This window comes from Bartonella sp. AA56HLJMS (assembly GCF_042197145.1).
Lineage (GTDB): Bacteria > Pseudomonadota > Alphaproteobacteria > Rhizobiales > Rhizobiaceae > Bartonella.
Genome location: NZ_JBHIRL010000003.1, coordinates 59,700 through 77,376, shown reverse-complemented (window position 1 = coordinate 77,376; position 17,677 = coordinate 59,700). Strand labels below are relative to the sequence as shown.

The following is a 17,677-nucleotide window of genomic DNA, read 5'->3' as shown; positions in this document are numbered from 1 at the left end:
TCAATTTCTTATCTACGAAAAGAAACATATAAAAATAGTCAGCAGTTGAAATCCGCTAAACGAGAATCTGAACTGTTTACAAAAGAAGAGGTGGTTAAAGATCTTAGTCTTTTAGGATAGGGAAAAATTCAGCATATTTACACATTTGATAAAAAGACCCTTAACAAAACTTTATTCGAATCTATTAACGGACTCATAAAGATCATTGATTCGAGAGGTTAGAATGTGATCTTTCCATTTTCCAGAAATCATCAAATAGTCTTTGGCATAGCCTTCTTTTTCAAAATGAAGGCGTTTTAATAAACGTTCGCTTTTTATGTTCTCAGGTCTATAATTTGCCATCACTCTATGTAGATGATAAACATGAAAGATATGGCGTATTAGAGCCGATAAACTCTCAAACATGAGACCTTTGCCTTGTTGTTTTTCATCAAGAGAAAAACCAAGATGACAGGCTTGAAAAACACCCCGAACCACATTTGTAAAATTCACAACACCGATGACTGTGTTTTCATTTTTTAATCGTACAGCATATCGGTATGCTTGTCCCTGTGCGCTTTCATAAGCAAATGCATTGGCTCGTGTTTCCCAAGCTGTTAGGCTGTGGTAACCATCAGATCTAACAGGTTCAAAAGGACGCAGATGATTCGCATTACGGAGGAAATAAGAAGACAGTTCAGCTGCATCTTCTAAACTGATCAATGTGGAAATTGTTCGCTTTGTTTTAATTGCCATCATTTCCTCCTCCTAGACAATGTTACAATAACACGTTGATTTATCTTAACAAATCATCATTTTTAAACTCAAATCATAATGTCGAATACAGTAAGCTTTTCTCATCACAACACTTCTTACGTTAGAATCAATGAGGATCTTTTGCTTTTCCGTCATAAGTGGGGGTGGTATGCTTAAAGCATAAGGTAAAGACAGGGGAATATTTCTTATGAATGCTCTCAAGTTCCAAGGGGCGCTGTAGCAACATTGGGGACTGGCAAAGTATGCAAGGGAATTGGCGTACTTCCATATACGAAATTTTGAAAAAACTTACGGCAAAGATAGTTTTGTTTCTTTGCCTTTTAAGCTCAGAGCATGCTTGTTTTGCGCTACCATATCACTAGCCCCCGCATACAAATCCCAATGACCATCGCCTTGAAGTGCTATATGTTACAGTGCAATCTAAAAAGTCTCTGCCATAACTCGTCAACAACACTGTTCCCGCTAAATCAGCGACAAACTCTTGTAACAAATTAAAGAAAAGCGATGATGCAATACGAATTAAAATGCTTAGATATTAATATCTGAAACATTACCGTGAACACGCTTCCATTTCTTCGCGTAAAATTTCAAGTTCTAACCATTCTTCTTCTTTTTGTGTGCAAGTATTTTTCTTTTTTTCCAACGTTGTTGATAAACGCTCAAAACGCTCTTTATCACTGCGATAAAGGGCTGGATCAGAGAGTTCTTGCTCAATTTTTTTGATTTCGTCCTGTAAAACAGCAATTTCTTCAGGCAATTTTTCCAATGCATAAACCTGCTTATAAGACAATTTACTTCGTGTTTTTTTCTCTCGCCCTATCAAGCTATGATCTATTGATGTATCCTGTTTTGAAAGCTCTCCCGTATGAGATTTTGAAGGTGCTTTACGTTGCGATAATTCTGTTCTTTTGCGTTGTAAGCGAAGAGCATGCTGGTTTTGCGCCATCATATCACTATAGCCGCCCGCATACAAAACCCAATGACCATCACCTTGAGGTGCCAACATATGCGTTACAGTACGATCTAAAAAGTCTCTGTCATGGCTGACCAACAATACAGTTCCCGCAAAATCAGCAATAAATTCTTGCAACAAATCCAAAGTTTCCATATCCAAATCATTGGTGGGTTCATCAAGAATCAAAAAGTTTGCAGGACGCGAAAGAAGGCGTGCAAGCATGAGGCGTGCTCTTTCTCCCCCAGAAAATTCTTTAAGGGGAGTGCGTGCTTGTTCAGGTGAAAATAAAAAGTCTTTCATATAAGAAACCACATGCCGCTCCAGCCCATTGATCACAAGAGTATCACCTCTTCCTCCTGTTAAATAATGCGCTAAAGTTTCTTCTTCATTTAAAATACGTTGCTGATCAAGCAATGCCATGGAGAGGTTATAGCCATGCCTCACCGTCCCACTATCCACGGCTTCTTGACCAATTAATGCAGAAAGGAGCGTTGTCTTTCCGATACCATTGGGTCCTACCAAACCGATTCGATCACCCCGCTGAATGCGCAAAGAGAAATCTTTCACGATAATGCGATCACCATAGGATTTTGAAATTTTCTTTGCTTCAAGCACCAATTGCCCAGAATCATGACTTTTCGCTGCTGTCAAAAGTGCATTTCCCGGCTGCCCTTTATAGGTTTGATGACGCTGTCTTAAGTCTTTTAATTCGCCCAAGCGCCGTACATTACGCTTACGCCGTGCGCTCACGCCATAACGCAACCATTGCTCTTCACGAGCAATTTGGCGCCCCAATTTATGCTGTTCGATGGCTTCTTCTTCCAGTGCTTTATCACGCCAATTTTCAAACTCAGAAAAACGCTTTTCCAGTCTTTTGGTTGTACCACGATCAAGCCATACCGTTGACCGCGTAACATTTTCTAAAAATCGCCGATCATGGGAAATCACCACAATTGCTGAACGCAAAGAAGCCAAAACAGCTTCCAACCATTCAATAGTTGGTAAATCAAGATGATTGGTTGGTTCATCTAAGAACAAAATATCGGGCTTTGCAGCAATGGCCCGTAACAATGAAACACGCCGCTTTTCACCTCCCGAAAGCGTTTCCAATTTTTCCGCCCCAGAAAACCCTAAATTTGTGCGAAGCGTATTAATCCACTGAACATCAGATGTATCGTCCAGCCCCGCTTCCATATAAGCATTAATATCTTCAAATCCTGAACAATCCGGATTTTGTGAGACATAACGGAGCGTTACTCGCGGGTGGCGAAAAATTTCGCCACCATGAGGTTCTAATATTCCTGCGGCAATTTTTAATAAGGTCGACTTTCCACAACCATTACGGCCAACCAACGCAATACGCGCCCCCTGCTCAACCGATAAAGAAGCTTGATTGAGCAAAGGCGTTTTTCCAAAATTTAAGAAAATGCGGTCAAGCCGCAAAAGCGGCACCGCCATTAACGAACGCGGCGCGGACAAGGTGCTTTATACATCACCCCTCTTGCATCACGGTAAGCACACAATTGCCGTACAGGAACTCTCTGTCCACAAGGTGCTTGGTAAACATGCCCTCTACGACCACGATACGTGCACAATTGTGATACCTGTCTTTGTTGTTTTCTTTGATTTGCAGCTGCACCTGTTACTGTTCCAGCCAAAGCACCAAATGCTGCACCGGTAAGTGCTGCTCCAGGCGTACTTCCACCAATAGCAGTTCCAGCCAAAGCACCGATCGCTGCTCCTCCTACGCCGTAACGTGCAACGCGTTCATCGTTTGTAGTACAAGCGACTGAACTGAAACCAATGGCTGAAACAACGGCCACTCTAAAAATTGATTTTAACATATCAAAACCTTTCCTTCTCAAGATCAATACATATATCGTTTATGTCGGCACTTCATCACTAGGCCCCCCCCTGCCTTATTCAGAATATATTGGAAGAGCTTTATGGAATAGATACAGACGCTAACAATATAGCTTTTCCAGAACCTAAATGGCAAGAAAAGGTTCCACAAATACGGTTAGAAAGTGTTAAAGAAGAGCCAAATGACACATTTTTGTCACAAATTGGCCATTTTACCCCTTTAAGAGTTAAGCTTTTTAAATCAGAAAAGCCGATAATACTAAACAAACATCCCTTAGGCAAATCATACGAACAGGGTTTTGACAAAACCGGCCAACCTTCTTCCGAACCGCTTGTCAACAACACTGAAATACCCCTTTCAGCCATCATCAACGCTTGCGTCACATGAGAAAGGCTATGATCACTTCGCTCCCCTCCCAAAGCACCGCACAAAATAAGCTTTTTAGCGCCATTTTGCAGCGCTCTTTCACATGCCAGAGCACTATCTGTCATATCTTTATCAGAGGGAAAAACTTCACGCGGAACATGACTATATTGACGGATTAAGTTCTCATCTGATGAATCAAAGTCCCCTAACCACAACTCAGGCGTCACATTAAGCGCTGCCGCATGACGCATACCACCATCAGCAGCAATTACCCGACTGTTTTGAATTTGATTAAGCAAACGATCAGTGATATGAACATCCCCATTTAATAATATCGTAAATGTTGTCATGCCATACTTTGCCTTTCACAAAATTTTCTTTACAGTGCATCTTTTTATAAGTGAGAGTCATTTTTTATAAACAAAAAGCGTGATATAGCCAAACGAATCCTTATTCTTAATGCCTTTCTTAAAGAAACATACGATACAAAGATACAAATGCAATTTGCCAAATTACTCCGCAGAAATAATGTGCACCATGGTCCAACGCACCCCATTTTTCACCGCAATTTTCTTTTTCGCTCTTGCCTGTATAAAGCCACTCTCATAAGTTTAACGTTTCTCCTTTCAGCTTGTCATACACCCTTTTCTCAAAATGATAGGCTTTCTTCCACTTCTTCTAAAACGATCAAACGTACCAACAACCACAATATCTATGTCACATTAAGCGCTCTGCAACACCCACGTATTTTGCAAATGTATGGTGGCGCTTATCATGATGCAAAACTTGAACACCTTTTAGCAAAGATTGTCCGTAAACTAGCAGTTGCATCCCATAGTTCTCATCAAAACTATTCTGTAACAATTTTAAACTCAGAAACTATCAATGCTTTTGCGCTCCCCAACGGCTCGATCTACATCACTCGTGGTATGCTGGCATTAGCCAATGATTCTTCAGAAGTTGCAGCCATTTTAGCCCATGAGATAGCACATATCAGAGCCAATCATGGCATTTTACGCCTGCAAAAAGAAGCCCAATTAAAGATGACCAATCACATGTCTTCACGTCTTCTTTCTTCTATTGGCAAAAAACTTCATAACCCTATGCAAAACAAGCAACAACTCGCGCAATTTTCCCGCAATCAAGAGCTGGAAGCTGACTCCCTTGCGCTCGAAATGCTCCAACAATCAGGATATGATCCTTTTGCTTCACCGCGCTTTCTTCAAACAATGGAAGCCTATAGTGCTTTTCGTAATATTTCTGGCACCCAAAATGCCTCTCTAGATTTTTTAGCCTCCCACCCAACTACCCCTCAACGCATTCGGCTTGCGATAGAAAAAGCGCGTAAAATCAGTAAAGGGAATAGTAAAATATCCGATCATGATTCTTTTCTCAAAAGCATTGATGGCATAATTTTTGGAGGAGGCTTTTATACAGGTTTTGTACGAGGCAACCAATTTATTCACCCACAATTGCGCATAGCTTTTTCTGTTCCAAACAATTTTACAATAGAACATTCAGCACACACTGTTTGGGCCAGTGGACCAGATAAAATTGCGATTCGTTTTGATGCTATTCCACATCCTGCTGAAATATCTGCGAGTGATTATTTGAAAAGCGGCTGGATTATGGGTCTAGATCAATCATCTATCCGCCCCATCACAATTCAAGGACTTACAAGTCAAGGTTTTCAAAGCCAAAGTTTACTTGGAGCGCGGGCCCATGCTACCAATGATCAATGGCAATTTGATGTGGTTGTCATTCCATTCAACAACCACATCTTTCGTTTTTTGACGGCCGCTCCATATAATTCTCGAAATTTTGCAGAGGTTGCCCAAAAAACGCTACAAAGCTTTCATTCTCTTTCATCTTCACAGTTAAAAAAATTGCGGCCCTTAAAAATCCGTGTTGTCCGTGTTAAACAAGGAGAAACCGTTGCCAATCTTGCAGATAAAATGCAATACACACCATATAAAGAAAAACTCTTTCGCATCCTCAACGCCCTCTCACCAACGCAAACTTTACCCGCAGGTACAAAAGTGAAAATTATTACAGAATAAGCCTTTCTTCTCATCCGTTACAGTTTTGATTCTTTTCTGCCTGTATCACGCCCTCCCCCTTAAAGCATATTCGAAAATAAAGAGGAACACTTTAAAATCCAACTTCATCATGCCTTTATAGTCCTCCGTTTGATATATATATATTTCCTCCAACTAACAGCCCCCTATCTTCCTCTGTTTATCAGTAGCGCTCCCAAGGAGGCATATTCCTAAACAAATATGAACATCCCCTAAAACTGACTTTATCATATTCTCATATGCCCCCACTTAATATATTCTCTTCCCCCCCAAAAAGCCTTTCACTGCTTATATATCGTAAGCATCTTCTGAATGAATCGTAAGGAGAGCAGAACGCAATTTTTGCAAAGCCCTAGCTTCAATTTGACGCACGCGCTCTTTCGAGATTCCTAACTTTTCACCTAAAACTTCGAGAGTCGCCCCCTCTTCATTTAAGCGGCGAAAGCGAATAATTTCCAACTCCCGTTCGTTGAGAATTTGCAACGCATCGTAAAGCCATTGTGTACGCCGTTGACCATCAATGACTTGCTCAATTAAAGCATCAGGAAGAGGACTATCATCCACCAAAACATCCATCTTAGCAATGGGATTATCACTGTTCTCAGAAACAGAAACACTCAAGGAATTATCAGAACTGGAAAAACGAAAATCCATCGTTTCAACATCGCGCACGGAAACACCGAGTTTTTCAGCGATTGTGCGAAAAATATCCTGTTTTGACAAAGCACTATCATCTTGTATCAGTTTTGCACGCAAACGCCGAAGATTAAAGAAAAGTGCTTTTTGCGAAGAACTCGTTCCCCCTCGAACGATTGACCAATTTCGCAAAATATAATCTTGAATAGAAGCGCGTATCCACCACGTTGCATATGTTGAAAAACGCACTTCCCGATCAGGTTCAAAACGTGCAGCTGCTTCCAATAGTCCCACATACCCTTCTTGTACCAAATCCCCCAATGGCATTTTGAAACGTTTAAAGCGATTAGCAATAGCAATCACTAAACGCATATGAGCCGCTGCAATTTGATGCATGGCATCATCATCACGTTTGTCTTTCCACCGCAGAGCCAAATCATGCTCTTTTTGTCGTTCAAGATAAGGTGCTTGCATAGCAGAACGCATCATATTACGTCCTAAGCTTTTGTCTGCATCGCTATAATTTTTGCTGCTTTTATAAACAGCATTTGAAAGATTACCCATAATAACCCCTTGCGATTAAAATTATCAAAATTGATTTGGCAACGACATCATTGTTCTTCGCTTAAAAAGAACGCAAAAGTTGTTAACTTCTGTGACCACTACTTTAACGTGTAATTTTATAATCGCAATTGTTTTTTTTACTGTCATGGTAAAACTTCTTGACATAAGACACAATTTCACCTGCAAAATGCCTTTACAATATGCCTTTTAGCCTATGAAATATTTGAAAAAACTTTCTCTTCACTTTTCATGACAAAACAGCAAAAAAATAAAGTGATCATGCAAAAGAAATGCCGTTTTTTGATAACCGGTTCCGTTTCCTTTTAAATTGAAGAATTTATTTATGCTTTTAGCTTTACAATACAACTAATAAGTGTAATTTGCAAATATAAAGCATCCAAACTGAATGAAAACTGAATGAAAAAAGAATCATTCAAGTTTTAAAGGCGCAAAGAAACAGCAAAAAATGACAAGAGTGATTGAAGCAAACGCAACAAACGTGTTAAAGAAAGAGCACCATTATGAAATTGTCGCAAAAAGCTTTTGACCAGTGTCACACTGAGAAAGAAAATGATCATGGATAGCAAGATTGTTCAACAGAATGAGATTCTTCAAGATGATATTCTCATTGAAAAACACGGAAGGGGTAAATTTGAAGGTTTTCGTTTTTATGCCAACAAAAACAGTACCGATCAAATAGCTGAGAAGCAAATTTCAACAGAGAATGAGAATTTGATTCTTGCTTTTTCCAAACGCGCGACACGTTTTTGTGCTTCTGCAAATGGAGATTTTACCCTCAGTTCTGATGGAATTGTGCGCTGGATTGGTCAACCCGTAGGACAACTTGTAGCAACAGAAGATTTTTTTAAACCAAAACTGATTGTTTTAGCAGATGAACAACTCACGGGAGAATCCCGCAATAACGTTGTGAAACGATTAGAACGCTTTGTCACCTTTCATTTTGAAACGACTTTAAAACCCCTGTTTGATTTGCGTAATGCTGATAATTTAACGGATTCAACAAACAGCCTTGCTTTACAACTTTTTAACTCTTTAGGGATTTTACCACGCCGCGAAGTCTTAGACATTGTCAAAAACCTTGCGCAAGAATCACGTGCCGTTCTTCGGCGTCTAGGCGTGCGTTTTGGCGCTTTTCATATCTATGTTGCCGGAATGCTTAAACCTGCTCCGGTTCAAGCCATTACTCTCCTGTGGAATCTTCAAAATGCGGGACAAGATCAAACTGGTTTGGGTGAAGTTTTTTCAGCATTATCTGCTGGTCGAACCTCTTTAATTGTTGACCCTACCTATAACCGCCAATTTTATCAATTAGCCGGCTACCGAATCTTAGGACAACGTGCTGTACGGATTGATATTTTAGAACGTCTTGCCAATCTCATCCGTCCCGCACTTCATTGGAAACAAGGAAGTGATCCCAAACCCGATGGAGCCTATGATGGCAAAAGTTTTTTTGTTACACCAGCCATGATGTCCATTCTTGGGGCCAATGGAAACGATATGGAAGAAATCCTCAAAGGACTTGGTTATCAATCGTACAGCATAAGCAATACTGTTTTTGAACAAAATCTCTTTGCACACCAAGCCTCTTCCCCTGTCAATAGGGCAATGCAAGATGTTCCTGCAGCAGAATGCGTTGGAAGTCAATGGCAAACAGTAAGCGATTTAGAAACAACACGAGAAGAAAAAAATACCTCATTCCCAAACACTTCATCCTCTGGTATTGAAAAACATCTCCATAAAACCAATCGTTTACCAGCAGCTGAACCTGTTGGGAATTTTGCCAAATCCCCTCGCTCTACAGAAGAAGATAAAGTTATTTTGTTATGGCATTATAAGCATCAATTTCCCCACCATGCACAAAAAAAACGTGATAAATTAGGAAATAAGTGGCAAAATAAATCGAAGAACGCTGTAAAAAAAGCGGAATACAAAAATGAAAATTCCCCTCAAGAAGCACCATCACAAGCAAAACGCTCTCATAAGTTCCACAAATCCCAAGGGAAACATGCAAATCATAAGCCCTTTCAAAAAGAAAAGCGCCTTAATCCTGATTCACCTTTTGCGAAACTAGCTGTACTACGCGATCAACTCACCAATCATAAAAACACGCACACACTTTCCTCTAAAGAGAATTAAAGTAACAAATGGAGTTTGATCTTGACCCACGTAGTAACCGACAACTGCATTCACTGCAAATATACGGATTGCGTTGAAGTCTGCCCAGTTGATTGTTTTTATGAAGGGGAAAATATGCTTGTTATTCACCCCGATGAATGCATCGATTGTGGTGTTTGCGTGCCAGAATGCCCAGCAGAAGCGATTTTACCTGATACAGAACCAGGATTAGAAAAGTGGTTAGAACTCAATCTTCATTATGCAAACAAATGGCCTAATCTAACCACCAAAAAAGATCCTCTTCCTCAAGCAAAAGAAATGGATGGTGTTCCAAATAAATTAGAAAAGTATTTTTCAGAAAATCCAGGAAGTGGCGAAGAGTAATGATAAAGTGTACACTCTCCTCCTTCAACGATTGAAAGACTTCTCTTGTAAAAATAAAAAATCCTTAAGCGAAATGATTGATTCTTTTAAATTTTGATGTTAGTGTTATTTTAACATGATCATCTTTCTAAGTATTTTTCTTTGCTTGTTATAGTAAAGCGGTGTATTTTTTTTTGATTTAAAAGTACTCGGCTTTTATGCTCACTTAATTGGTACAATATACTTGGTTAAAGAAAACTCAACCCTCAGGTTTATAACCTGTTTTCCGATACATTTGTTGATCATAAGGGAGTAAACTAAAATATGGCATCCCAACATGGAACGTCTTCCAAGACCAAAGAATTTGCAACCTCTGAATATATCGTCTACCCTACGCATGGAGTAGGACAAATTATAGCGATTGAAGATCAAGAAGTTGCAGGACATAAATTAAAACTTTTTGTCATTCATTTCGCGAAAGATAAGATGGATGTCAAAGTCCCCATTGCAAAAGCCCTTTCCGTTGGAATGCGTAAATTATCTGCTAGTGATTCTGTCGAACGTGCCTTAAAAGTTTTACGTGGAAAAGCACGCGTTAAACGGACCATGTGGTCACGTCGTGCACAAGAATATGATGCTAAAATCAACTCAGGAGATCTTATTTGTATCGCCGAAGTGGTCCGTGATCTTTTCCGCTCTAATCTACAGCCTGAACAATCTTACTCTGAGCGCCAACTTTATACAGCTGCTCTTGAAAGAATGGCCCGTGAAATTGCGGTTATCAATAGTCTTTCTGAAACAGAAGCTATCAATCTCATAGAGATGCATCTCTCCAACAAGCCGGAACGCGAGTTTAAAACTGAGAGAGAAGAAACAGATGAAAACAGTAAAGCTGTCTACGCTGCATAATACACTCTTTCATCATAATGATGATATTTCGATAAAACCAGCGAAAAGCTGGTTTTATTTTTTAACATCCTCTCTGCCCTTAAGGACAAAGTTTCTTAACCAGCGCCAATCTATAAACAATCTAACTTTTCGACAAATTCCTCCTCCTTATTTTCTTTCTTCATAGATAACAAACTGATTAATCATCATAATCTAGCATTATTCATATTAAATTAGAATCTTGAATATGGTAAGATTACTCATTTCAAATTGCTCTCATGTTGAATTAATCAAATCACTTGCTTGTCAATCACAAGCGGAGCTGATCTGTGGGTAAAAACTGTACAAAAAGAGCGAGACACTGTCTCAAGCACCAAAGGATATACCAACATTGGAATCTGGCAAGATGTGTAAGGCTGCAGGCTTGCTTTTTTATTAAGCGTAAAGATCATAGTGCCGTTTATACACTACACCGAAACTTTACCATTTACCCCCTTCTACAAAACCATTGGAACATTCAAAAACACCGTCATAAAATGGATGCCACAAATATTGAAAAATATTCCTTTTAAAAAAAGCGTGACAGTACAACATAAGCATATTTTGTCTTGGGCACTCTATTTTGCATGAGAAGCATTCCCCCCATTAAAAAACGCGATAAAAAAAGCATGAACTAAAACCATCATCTCCATTCTGTAAAAGGCATTCCAAATACTTTTGAAAGCTGTAAAATTAACTTAAAAAATAACAATAAAAATGAACGTTAGCATTGCCCTTTCAATTTCATATTTTTCCCAAATGAGGTTTCTCATTTCAGAGATTACGAGATATACGCAATATTCTTACTCCAATCGGACACATAAAATCTAGAATGATTCATAGAACTCTTAAAAGTCTCAATCTCTGTTTCAAACAAACCGCTAAAGATTGGATATTCTCAGCAGGAATTGTCCAGATATCATCTTCAATCTGATCTTCACGAATATGACGCAAAGGATTAGTATGAACGCCTGTCAGGATAAGCAAACGCAAAGCCAGTTGTGTTATGTTTTGTGTTTTACAGAGTAACTGATAAAAAGCAGGGACATCTTTCCAATCCATAGCTGGTCTATTTTACGTTTTATGACGTTGCTTACCTTAAGAGCGCGCGTGCTTTTATCGTTGCTTGTAAATCAACATCCAAACCCTAATGCAACCGCATGTTTAAGACAAAGATTAAGACGCTTCAGTGCTGTCTGAGCTGTTCCAGCTTTTGCATGCCAAATGGGAGAAAGCGTATTGCGTATCTCAGTTTGCGTAATCTCTGAAACGGGCAGACAACCTAATTTGGGGAGAATATAAAGGCGTCAGTGTAAAAACCAATCACACGCCTCACCATCATTTTTTAATTCAGCTTTACGGCTTTCAAAAGCATCTAAAGCAATATTTTTTAAATAATGGAGATTGCGCATTGCCTCACGCTTTTGTTTCTCACGTTCTTTAATGGGATCACGCCCCTCACGTAAAACAGCCCGCCACCCAGTTGCCAATTCACGGGCTTGTTTTAAAGAAACATCTCTCAAGGCACCCAAACCCATTTCGCAGCCCCCGGAAAGGTATAACGGTAAATCCATTGACCACCACCATCTCTTACGTTTGTGAAGAAGCAAGCCGGCACCATCGTTATATTTGTCAGCTCGTGGGTGTTGTGCTACAGCCCTTGGCTCTTAAGACAATTCATAAGAGTCCTTTCTTATACAAATTTTATCCACACACTCATCCCGCTTGTGACGTGCAAGCAAGTGGTTTTGATTGATTCTAGATAGAGAGATTTGAAATGAGAAAATCCTACGATAGACCTTCCATTCAAGGCGCAAAACAACAAATGATCTTTATAAATCAATGTGATGTCGATCTCTATTTTTTTAAGGAGAATCACATGTCACAATATAAGCCTATAGACAACCATTGCCTTAAATATTCTCATAAAAAACACCGATATGCTTAAAGCCTTACATAGATCAACTGCCTTAAACGACGATATTTTACGGTCTAATAGGATTCTCTCTATAATCAATAAAGATTAAGTGCGATACAAAATGATTCTATTACTGAGCTAACTTATATCAATACCCAAGCTCTTAACGAAGTCATCATAAAAGACACTGATACAAGTAGCCCTTTATAGCCTCTCAAGAAAACAAGAAAATCATCTCCCACAATAGAATCATTTCTCTACGGCAAAACTTTATCCCACATATGTTCCCAAGAAAAAGCGAAAAACGCATCTTACCCAATGCATGCACTAATGAATCAAGAGAAACTTACCACTGAAAGAGATAAAACGCTAAAGTTTTAACCACTAAAACAGAACGTCCACGATACATTCCCTGTTCCACATCGATAGAAGACGATGCAAGAGAACCTCAACATTCATCTTAAAGCGAAAATGCACGCCCCAAGCGTGCATTGATCGATGAAATAAAAGAAGTTTACCACTGGAAAAGAAAGAAAACGCTAAAGTTTTAACCACTAAAACAGAACGTCCACGATACATCCCCTGTTCCACATCGATAGAAGACGATGCAAGAGAACCTCAACATTCACCTTAAAGCGAAAATGCACGCCCCAAGCGTGTATTGATCGATGCAATAAAAGAAGTTCACCTCTGGAAAAGAAAGAAAACGCTCAGTCTTTAACCACTAAAACGGAACGCCCACGATACATTCCCGTTTTCAAATCAATGTGATGAGGACGACGTAATTCACCAGAATTTTTATCTTCGATATAAGTCGGCGCCTTCAGAGCATCAGCCGAACGGCGCATGCCCCTCTTCGCTGGAGAGGTTTTTCGTTTAGGTACAGCCATAAAAAGACACTCCAAATCCATTAAAACAGAAAAAGCAATGTCAAAAATGACAATGCTTCATTTAAAACACCATAAAATTCGAGGATATTATACACTGATAAAAAAGAAGAGGCAATGTCAAAATGATCCTCCTCTTACCAAAAATGACCTTCCTGTTATCAAAAATGGTGTCACAATAATCAAATGAATATCAAAAACACTGCAAAATTTAAGAATTTTATACACCAATGAAAGCTTTTTTATAAGCCCTTCATTCAATTTTTATTTGGTTTAAAAAGGGATTTGCGCATACAGTAGAGATACGGATAAAAAGAGAAGTTGATTTTTAATAAAAAACGACGCCAATTTATGAAAACAAGAAAAAGCGACAACCTTTCTCTTTAAACTTCATAATTTCATTTTTGTAAAAACAAAGGAAGCAAGAATGCACGAATTTACCACCCTTCTTGCAAAACATAGAGACACCGTTGAAAAACGGCTTGATACCCTGTTAAGTGATCAAATCCAAAATGGTGAAATTTCACGCCCTAAAAACTTAATCAAAGCCATGCGCTATGGTGTGCTGAACGGTGGAAAACGCTTGCGTCCTTTTCTTGTAATTCAAAGTGCTGCACTTTTTGACGTCCCTGTAGAACATTCTCTTGATGTTGCATGTGCCTTAGAATGTATCCATTGTTATTCGCTCATTCATGATGATCTTCCCGCTATGGATAACGATATACTCCGGCGTGGAAAACCCACCGTCCATATAGCATTTGATGAAGCAACAGCAATTCTAGCAGGCAATGCCCTCTTAACATTTGCCTTTGAAATTATTGCTCATAAAGCTAGTATTTTATCTACAGATATTAGAATCAAGCTGATCACGTCTCTTGCACAATCGGCAGGGCTTGGCGGTATGTTAGGTGGACAAATGCTGGACCTTGAAGCTGAAAAAAGACCGCAAGAAAGTACTGACATTATCACTCTACAACACATGAAAACAGCAGCCCTGATAAGCTTTGCTTGCCAAGCAGGTGCCATCATTGGCAATGCATCTAAAGAATTAACTGAAAAACTTACTGATTTTGGTACCTATCTTGGTTTAGCCTTTCAATTAACCGATGACCTTCTTGATGTCACCGCCAACACGCAAACCCTAGGAAAAACGGCTGGGAAAGATGAAACGGCACAAAAAGCCACTTTTGTTCATCTCTACGGCATTAAAGAAACCCAAAAAAAGCGAGATACACTCATCAGTAAAGCAGAAGCATTCTTACATCCTTTTGGCGCTAAAGCACTCCCCCTCCAACAAGCAGCACACTTTAGTGCAATACGCCAAAATTAAACTTCATCCACCTATTGTACATAGTGTACACCGTCATATTTATTGAATGCATAATAGACTTTTCCAAGAAACATTACCATTAATCTCCATTATAGTCCTTATCATGAAATGGGTGCGACAAATCTTAAGAGGAATTTCATTAAAACAAGCCGCGTAAATTTATAACACAAATGCATTCTAGGTATCCTATTTTGCATGAAAAATGCCTTTCATTAAAGACTAAAAGAAACAAAATGTAAAACAATGCGTAATCACCATGTTTTAAAAGATATTACAGTGGGTAGTGGGTGCTTTAAAGCCGAATAAAAAACAACCGGAAAGAGAAAAACTCGTTTTCTCCTTTATGTCTTTAATCTTCTAACGATAAGGCAAAAAATAAACAGAATAAGTAATAAAACAAGGCATTTTATAAACCCGCAAAAAACAATAAAAATGCCGATTGGCTTTGTAGCCTTATCAAAGTCATCTGTTGTTTATTGCCAACCCTAGGAGTACACTGCCCTCAGTAAAGAGTCGTAATTTTTATGCCTTTCCACGCTATCTTGTTGTAAAAGATCAAATATGGTCACATTCTGTAAATTCACTCGTGTATTACTTGCTCTCTAAAAACATTTTTACAAAAGTGCTCGTTGTTTAGTTTAGGCATCATTTTTTTGAAGCTCGTATTTAAAATATCAGAAAAAAATGAATATAATGGCTATTTTGATTTTTATGCCACCCTCAAAGAACAAAGTCTTTTAATCCAATCTGCTCTGTAAACAGTCTAGTGTCCTACCGAGTAGGTTTCTCTCGTTTTCCACGCATGCGATTCACTTAAACTAAAGACGCAATAAACAAGACTTAAGAATATTCACCATACACTTCTTAAAATACTTAATGTATCAAACAAGATACCTTCACCACCCCTCAAATGACAGTATGTTACGGCATAACAGGATAAATAAAGCCATTAATTTCAATAGAACGAAAGACCAAAAAAATATTATTACCGATCTCTCTTTTCTTAGCAAGAAATATATAATACATTGATTTATAATGATAATTTGCGGTTTTTAACTTGAATAAGAACCCTGAATACCGTAAGATTCTCTCATTTCAAATCTGTGTATGTTAAATCAATCAAAATCACTTGCTTGCACGTCACAAGCGGGAAAAGCCGTGTGGGGCAAAACATCAAAGAAAAGACTAAAAACTGCCTCTTATGAACCGTCTTAAAAGCCAAGGGCAGTCCGCAACATTAGGGGCTAGCAAAGTGAATAATTGTGTCGGCATGCTCCTTCAAAAGCAGAAACATTTTTATTTACAAAAGTGTGTAATAACTTCAATTGAATAATAATCATGATCACTGTACAACTTTAATTCATCACGCTCTTTATCTCGTTTATTCAATTCATCACATAAAAAGAAAATTGATAAGATTAAACAGAGAATGATCATTGCAACAGAAAGATAAAAAAAGTCCTTATTATTATATATAATAGCGCAATCTAATTTGTGATAAGTAGTTTTTTCAATCCAAGTGCAAATTTCCTCCTTTAAGTGCAATTTTCTTATTAAGATGAAAAGCATCATTGTAAGTGAACCTATGCCTGTTGTAAAAGCTGGAAAATATGTCCACCTTTTGAAGCCATAATAAAAAAACATGCAACATGGCCAAGAAAATGCCGCGATTATCAAGAGTATTATAGCCATTGAATATCCTTCGAGAGAATTTTTCTCATTATCCATTCAATGTCATTTGTAAATTCTTCTTGGTTTCATCATGTCATATATCGTGTTTAGCTCTATGCAAAAACGCGCTATTTGTTTAACATTTTCATCATCACCGGTCCTCATACTCGACACGAGATCAATCATTTGTGTTTTGAAACTCATGCCATTTTCACTTGAAGAATTAAGAAACTTTTTCGCGTAATCAATCATGGGGTCGGTAGAATTCATAGACATATTATAAGCCCAGATAAAATCGCTTTCTCTCCAATTATAGTCATAACGCAAACTGCTTATGACATTGAGTAACATATCTGCTGATATCCATTCATTATAATCACCACGCAATAAATTAACAAAACGTCCACATAAAACAATCAGTATGTGACGATGCCGTATAATGTCAAACTTTGGTACGATATTCTGATAGCCACGGCTATAGACGAAATTTCTTGCTTGTTCCTGCTTTTGAAAATGTTCAAAAGCCTCGTATTTTTCACTTATATATTCTTCGTAAAGTTTATTATACTACTCTAGACTATCTACGCGCGTACATCCCAACAACACAGATACAAAAAAAGAGTTATAAATGTTACAACACGCGTTATGGATAACGATTTCATCGCTTTACCTTTTAATGACCATAATTTGTACGGCTTAACAGATTCCTATCAAATATATCAATATATGCTGTTTTCTTGTGGCTTATTTATAGCAAATTGTACTCAACAATATTTCTGTACTTGGTTTTATTCCCTCTCAACGAGGGGAGATATCATTCAAAGTTTCCATAGATAAGTTTATTATCTGGATAAGAGTATTTTCTAACATCAGAAAATACAGAGCTAACGCCACAATCAAAGAGAAAATACTCAAAAATGAGAATGTACAACGTAAAAAAATTATCTCAACAAGATGATTGATATTTTAAAGGAGGCAATGGTAAAATCCGCTAAATATACCAACAATAAAATAGATCATCAAAATATCAAAATCGATCATACGGGAATTCTTATGAGGACAGGCTATAAATTGTCCGACTGCTTAAATTAGCTCTAATGAGATAAAGGGTTAGCAGCAAGGAACCAATGAAAATGGGGAAAACTGCTTCATCACCATTCCTTAATAAGCATATAATCTGGCACAATCATTTTCTTTATCAGCGTCCAATCTTATCAGCAACTCTT

General features: G+C 38.3%; 15 protein-coding genes. 5 read left to right on the top strand and 10 right to left on the bottom strand.

Annotated elements, in window-relative coordinates:
• Window positions 1-171 precede the first annotated feature (171 nt).
• From rimJ to ACFINI_RS02855, 4 genes are all read right to left on the bottom strand, one after another.
• Window positions 172-735 carry a ribosomal protein S5-alanine N-acetyltransferase gene (rimJ, locus tag ACFINI_RS02870; RefSeq protein WP_375645605.1) on the bottom strand — a complete coding sequence of 188 codons (564 nt, stop codon included), beginning with the start codon at window positions 733-735 and terminating at the stop codon, window positions 172-174.
• 571 nt (window positions 736-1,306) lie between these two features.
• Window positions 1,307-3,169: an ABC-F family ATP-binding cassette domain-containing protein gene (locus tag ACFINI_RS02865; protein WP_375645730.1), complete on the bottom strand. Its 1,863-nt coding sequence runs from the start codon at window positions 3,167-3,169 to the stop codon at window positions 1,307-1,309.
• Entirely contained in the window at window positions 3,169-3,555 is a 387-nt protein-coding gene (locus ACFINI_RS02860; protein WP_375645601.1) for a hypothetical protein, read from the bottom strand. The genes ACFINI_RS02865 and ACFINI_RS02860 overlap by 1 nt, the downstream gene beginning before the upstream one ends.
• 100 nt (window positions 3,556-3,655) lie before the next feature.
• Window positions 3,656-4,291, bottom strand: a complete 636-nt coding sequence (locus tag ACFINI_RS02855) for a thiamine diphosphokinase (protein WP_375645597.1) — start codon at window positions 4,289-4,291, stop codon at window positions 3,656-3,658.
• 147 nt (window positions 4,292-4,438) lie between these two features.
• Here ACFINI_RS02855 and ACFINI_RS02850 point away from each other — a divergent pair, with 147 nt between their 5' ends.
• Entirely contained in the window at window positions 4,439-6,001 is a 1,563-nt protein-coding gene (locus tag ACFINI_RS02850; protein WP_375645592.1) for a M48 family metalloprotease, read from the top strand.
• Between the two features lie 306 nt (window positions 6,002-6,307).
• Here the strand turns inward: ACFINI_RS02850 and ACFINI_RS02845 are convergent, their stop codons facing one another.
• Window positions 6,308-7,219, bottom strand: coding sequence for an RNA polymerase factor sigma-32 (locus ACFINI_RS02845; RefSeq protein WP_375613183.1), 912 nt, complete (start codon window positions 7,217-7,219; stop codon window positions 6,308-6,310).
• A 576-nt stretch (window positions 7,220-7,795) separates the two neighbouring features.
• On the opposite strand from ACFINI_RS02845, the gene ACFINI_RS02840 reads away from it, so the two are divergent.
• From ACFINI_RS02840 to ACFINI_RS02830, 3 genes are all read left to right on the top strand, one after another.
• Window positions 7,796-9,376, top strand: coding sequence for a hypothetical protein (locus tag ACFINI_RS02840; RefSeq protein ID WP_375613182.1), 1,581 nt, complete (start codon window positions 7,796-7,798; stop codon window positions 9,374-9,376).
• Between the two features lie 21 nt (window positions 9,377-9,397).
• Window positions 9,398-9,739, top strand: a complete 342-nt coding sequence (fdxA, locus tag ACFINI_RS02835; protein ID WP_015856977.1) for a ferredoxin FdxA — start codon at window positions 9,398-9,400, stop codon at window positions 9,737-9,739.
• A 303-nt stretch (window positions 9,740-10,042) separates the two neighbouring features.
• Complete coding sequence (locus ACFINI_RS02830; RefSeq protein ID WP_273790499.1) at window positions 10,043-10,627, top strand: CarD family transcriptional regulator; 585 nt, start codon at window positions 10,043-10,045, stop codon at window positions 10,625-10,627.
• Window positions 10,628-11,482: 855 nt separating this feature from the next.
• Here ACFINI_RS02830 and ACFINI_RS02825 read toward each other — a convergent pair.
• From ACFINI_RS02825 to rpmF, 4 genes are all read right to left on the bottom strand, one after another.
• On the bottom strand, window positions 11,483-11,707 hold the full coding sequence (locus ACFINI_RS02825) for a hypothetical protein (protein WP_375645589.1): 225 nt from the start codon (window positions 11,705-11,707) through the stop codon (window positions 11,483-11,485).
• Between the two features lie 71 nt (window positions 11,708-11,778).
• A complete protein-coding gene (locus ACFINI_RS02820) occupies window positions 11,779-11,892 on the bottom strand; it encodes a hypothetical protein (protein WP_375645726.1) in 114 nt (37 codons plus the stop codon).
• Between the two features lie 60 nt (window positions 11,893-11,952).
• A complete protein-coding gene (locus tag ACFINI_RS02815; RefSeq protein WP_375645585.1) occupies window positions 11,953-12,255 on the bottom strand; it encodes an integrase arm-type DNA-binding domain-containing protein in 303 nt (100 codons plus the stop codon).
• Window positions 12,256-13,273: 1,018 nt separating this feature from the next.
• The gene (gene rpmF, locus ACFINI_RS02810) at window positions 13,274-13,453 is read right to left on the bottom strand and encodes a 50S ribosomal protein L32 (RefSeq protein ID WP_005774555.1); all 180 of its coding nucleotides are present in this window, start codon (window positions 13,451-13,453) and stop codon (window positions 13,274-13,276) included.
• Between the two features lie 424 nt (window positions 13,454-13,877).
• On the opposite strand from rpmF, the gene ACFINI_RS02805 reads away from it, so the two are divergent.
• Window positions 13,878-14,780 carry a polyprenyl synthetase family protein gene (locus tag ACFINI_RS02805; protein WP_375611731.1) on the top strand — a complete coding sequence of 301 codons (903 nt, stop codon included), beginning with the start codon at window positions 13,878-13,880 and terminating at the stop codon, window positions 14,778-14,780.
• A gap of 1,734 nt (window positions 14,781-16,514) precedes the next feature.
• On the opposite strand, the gene ACFINI_RS02800 is transcribed toward ACFINI_RS02805, so the two are convergent.
• Window positions 16,515-16,838, bottom strand: coding sequence for a hypothetical protein (locus ACFINI_RS02800; RefSeq protein WP_375611730.1), 324 nt, complete (start codon window positions 16,836-16,838; stop codon window positions 16,515-16,517).
• Window positions 16,839-17,677 lie beyond the last annotated feature (839 nt).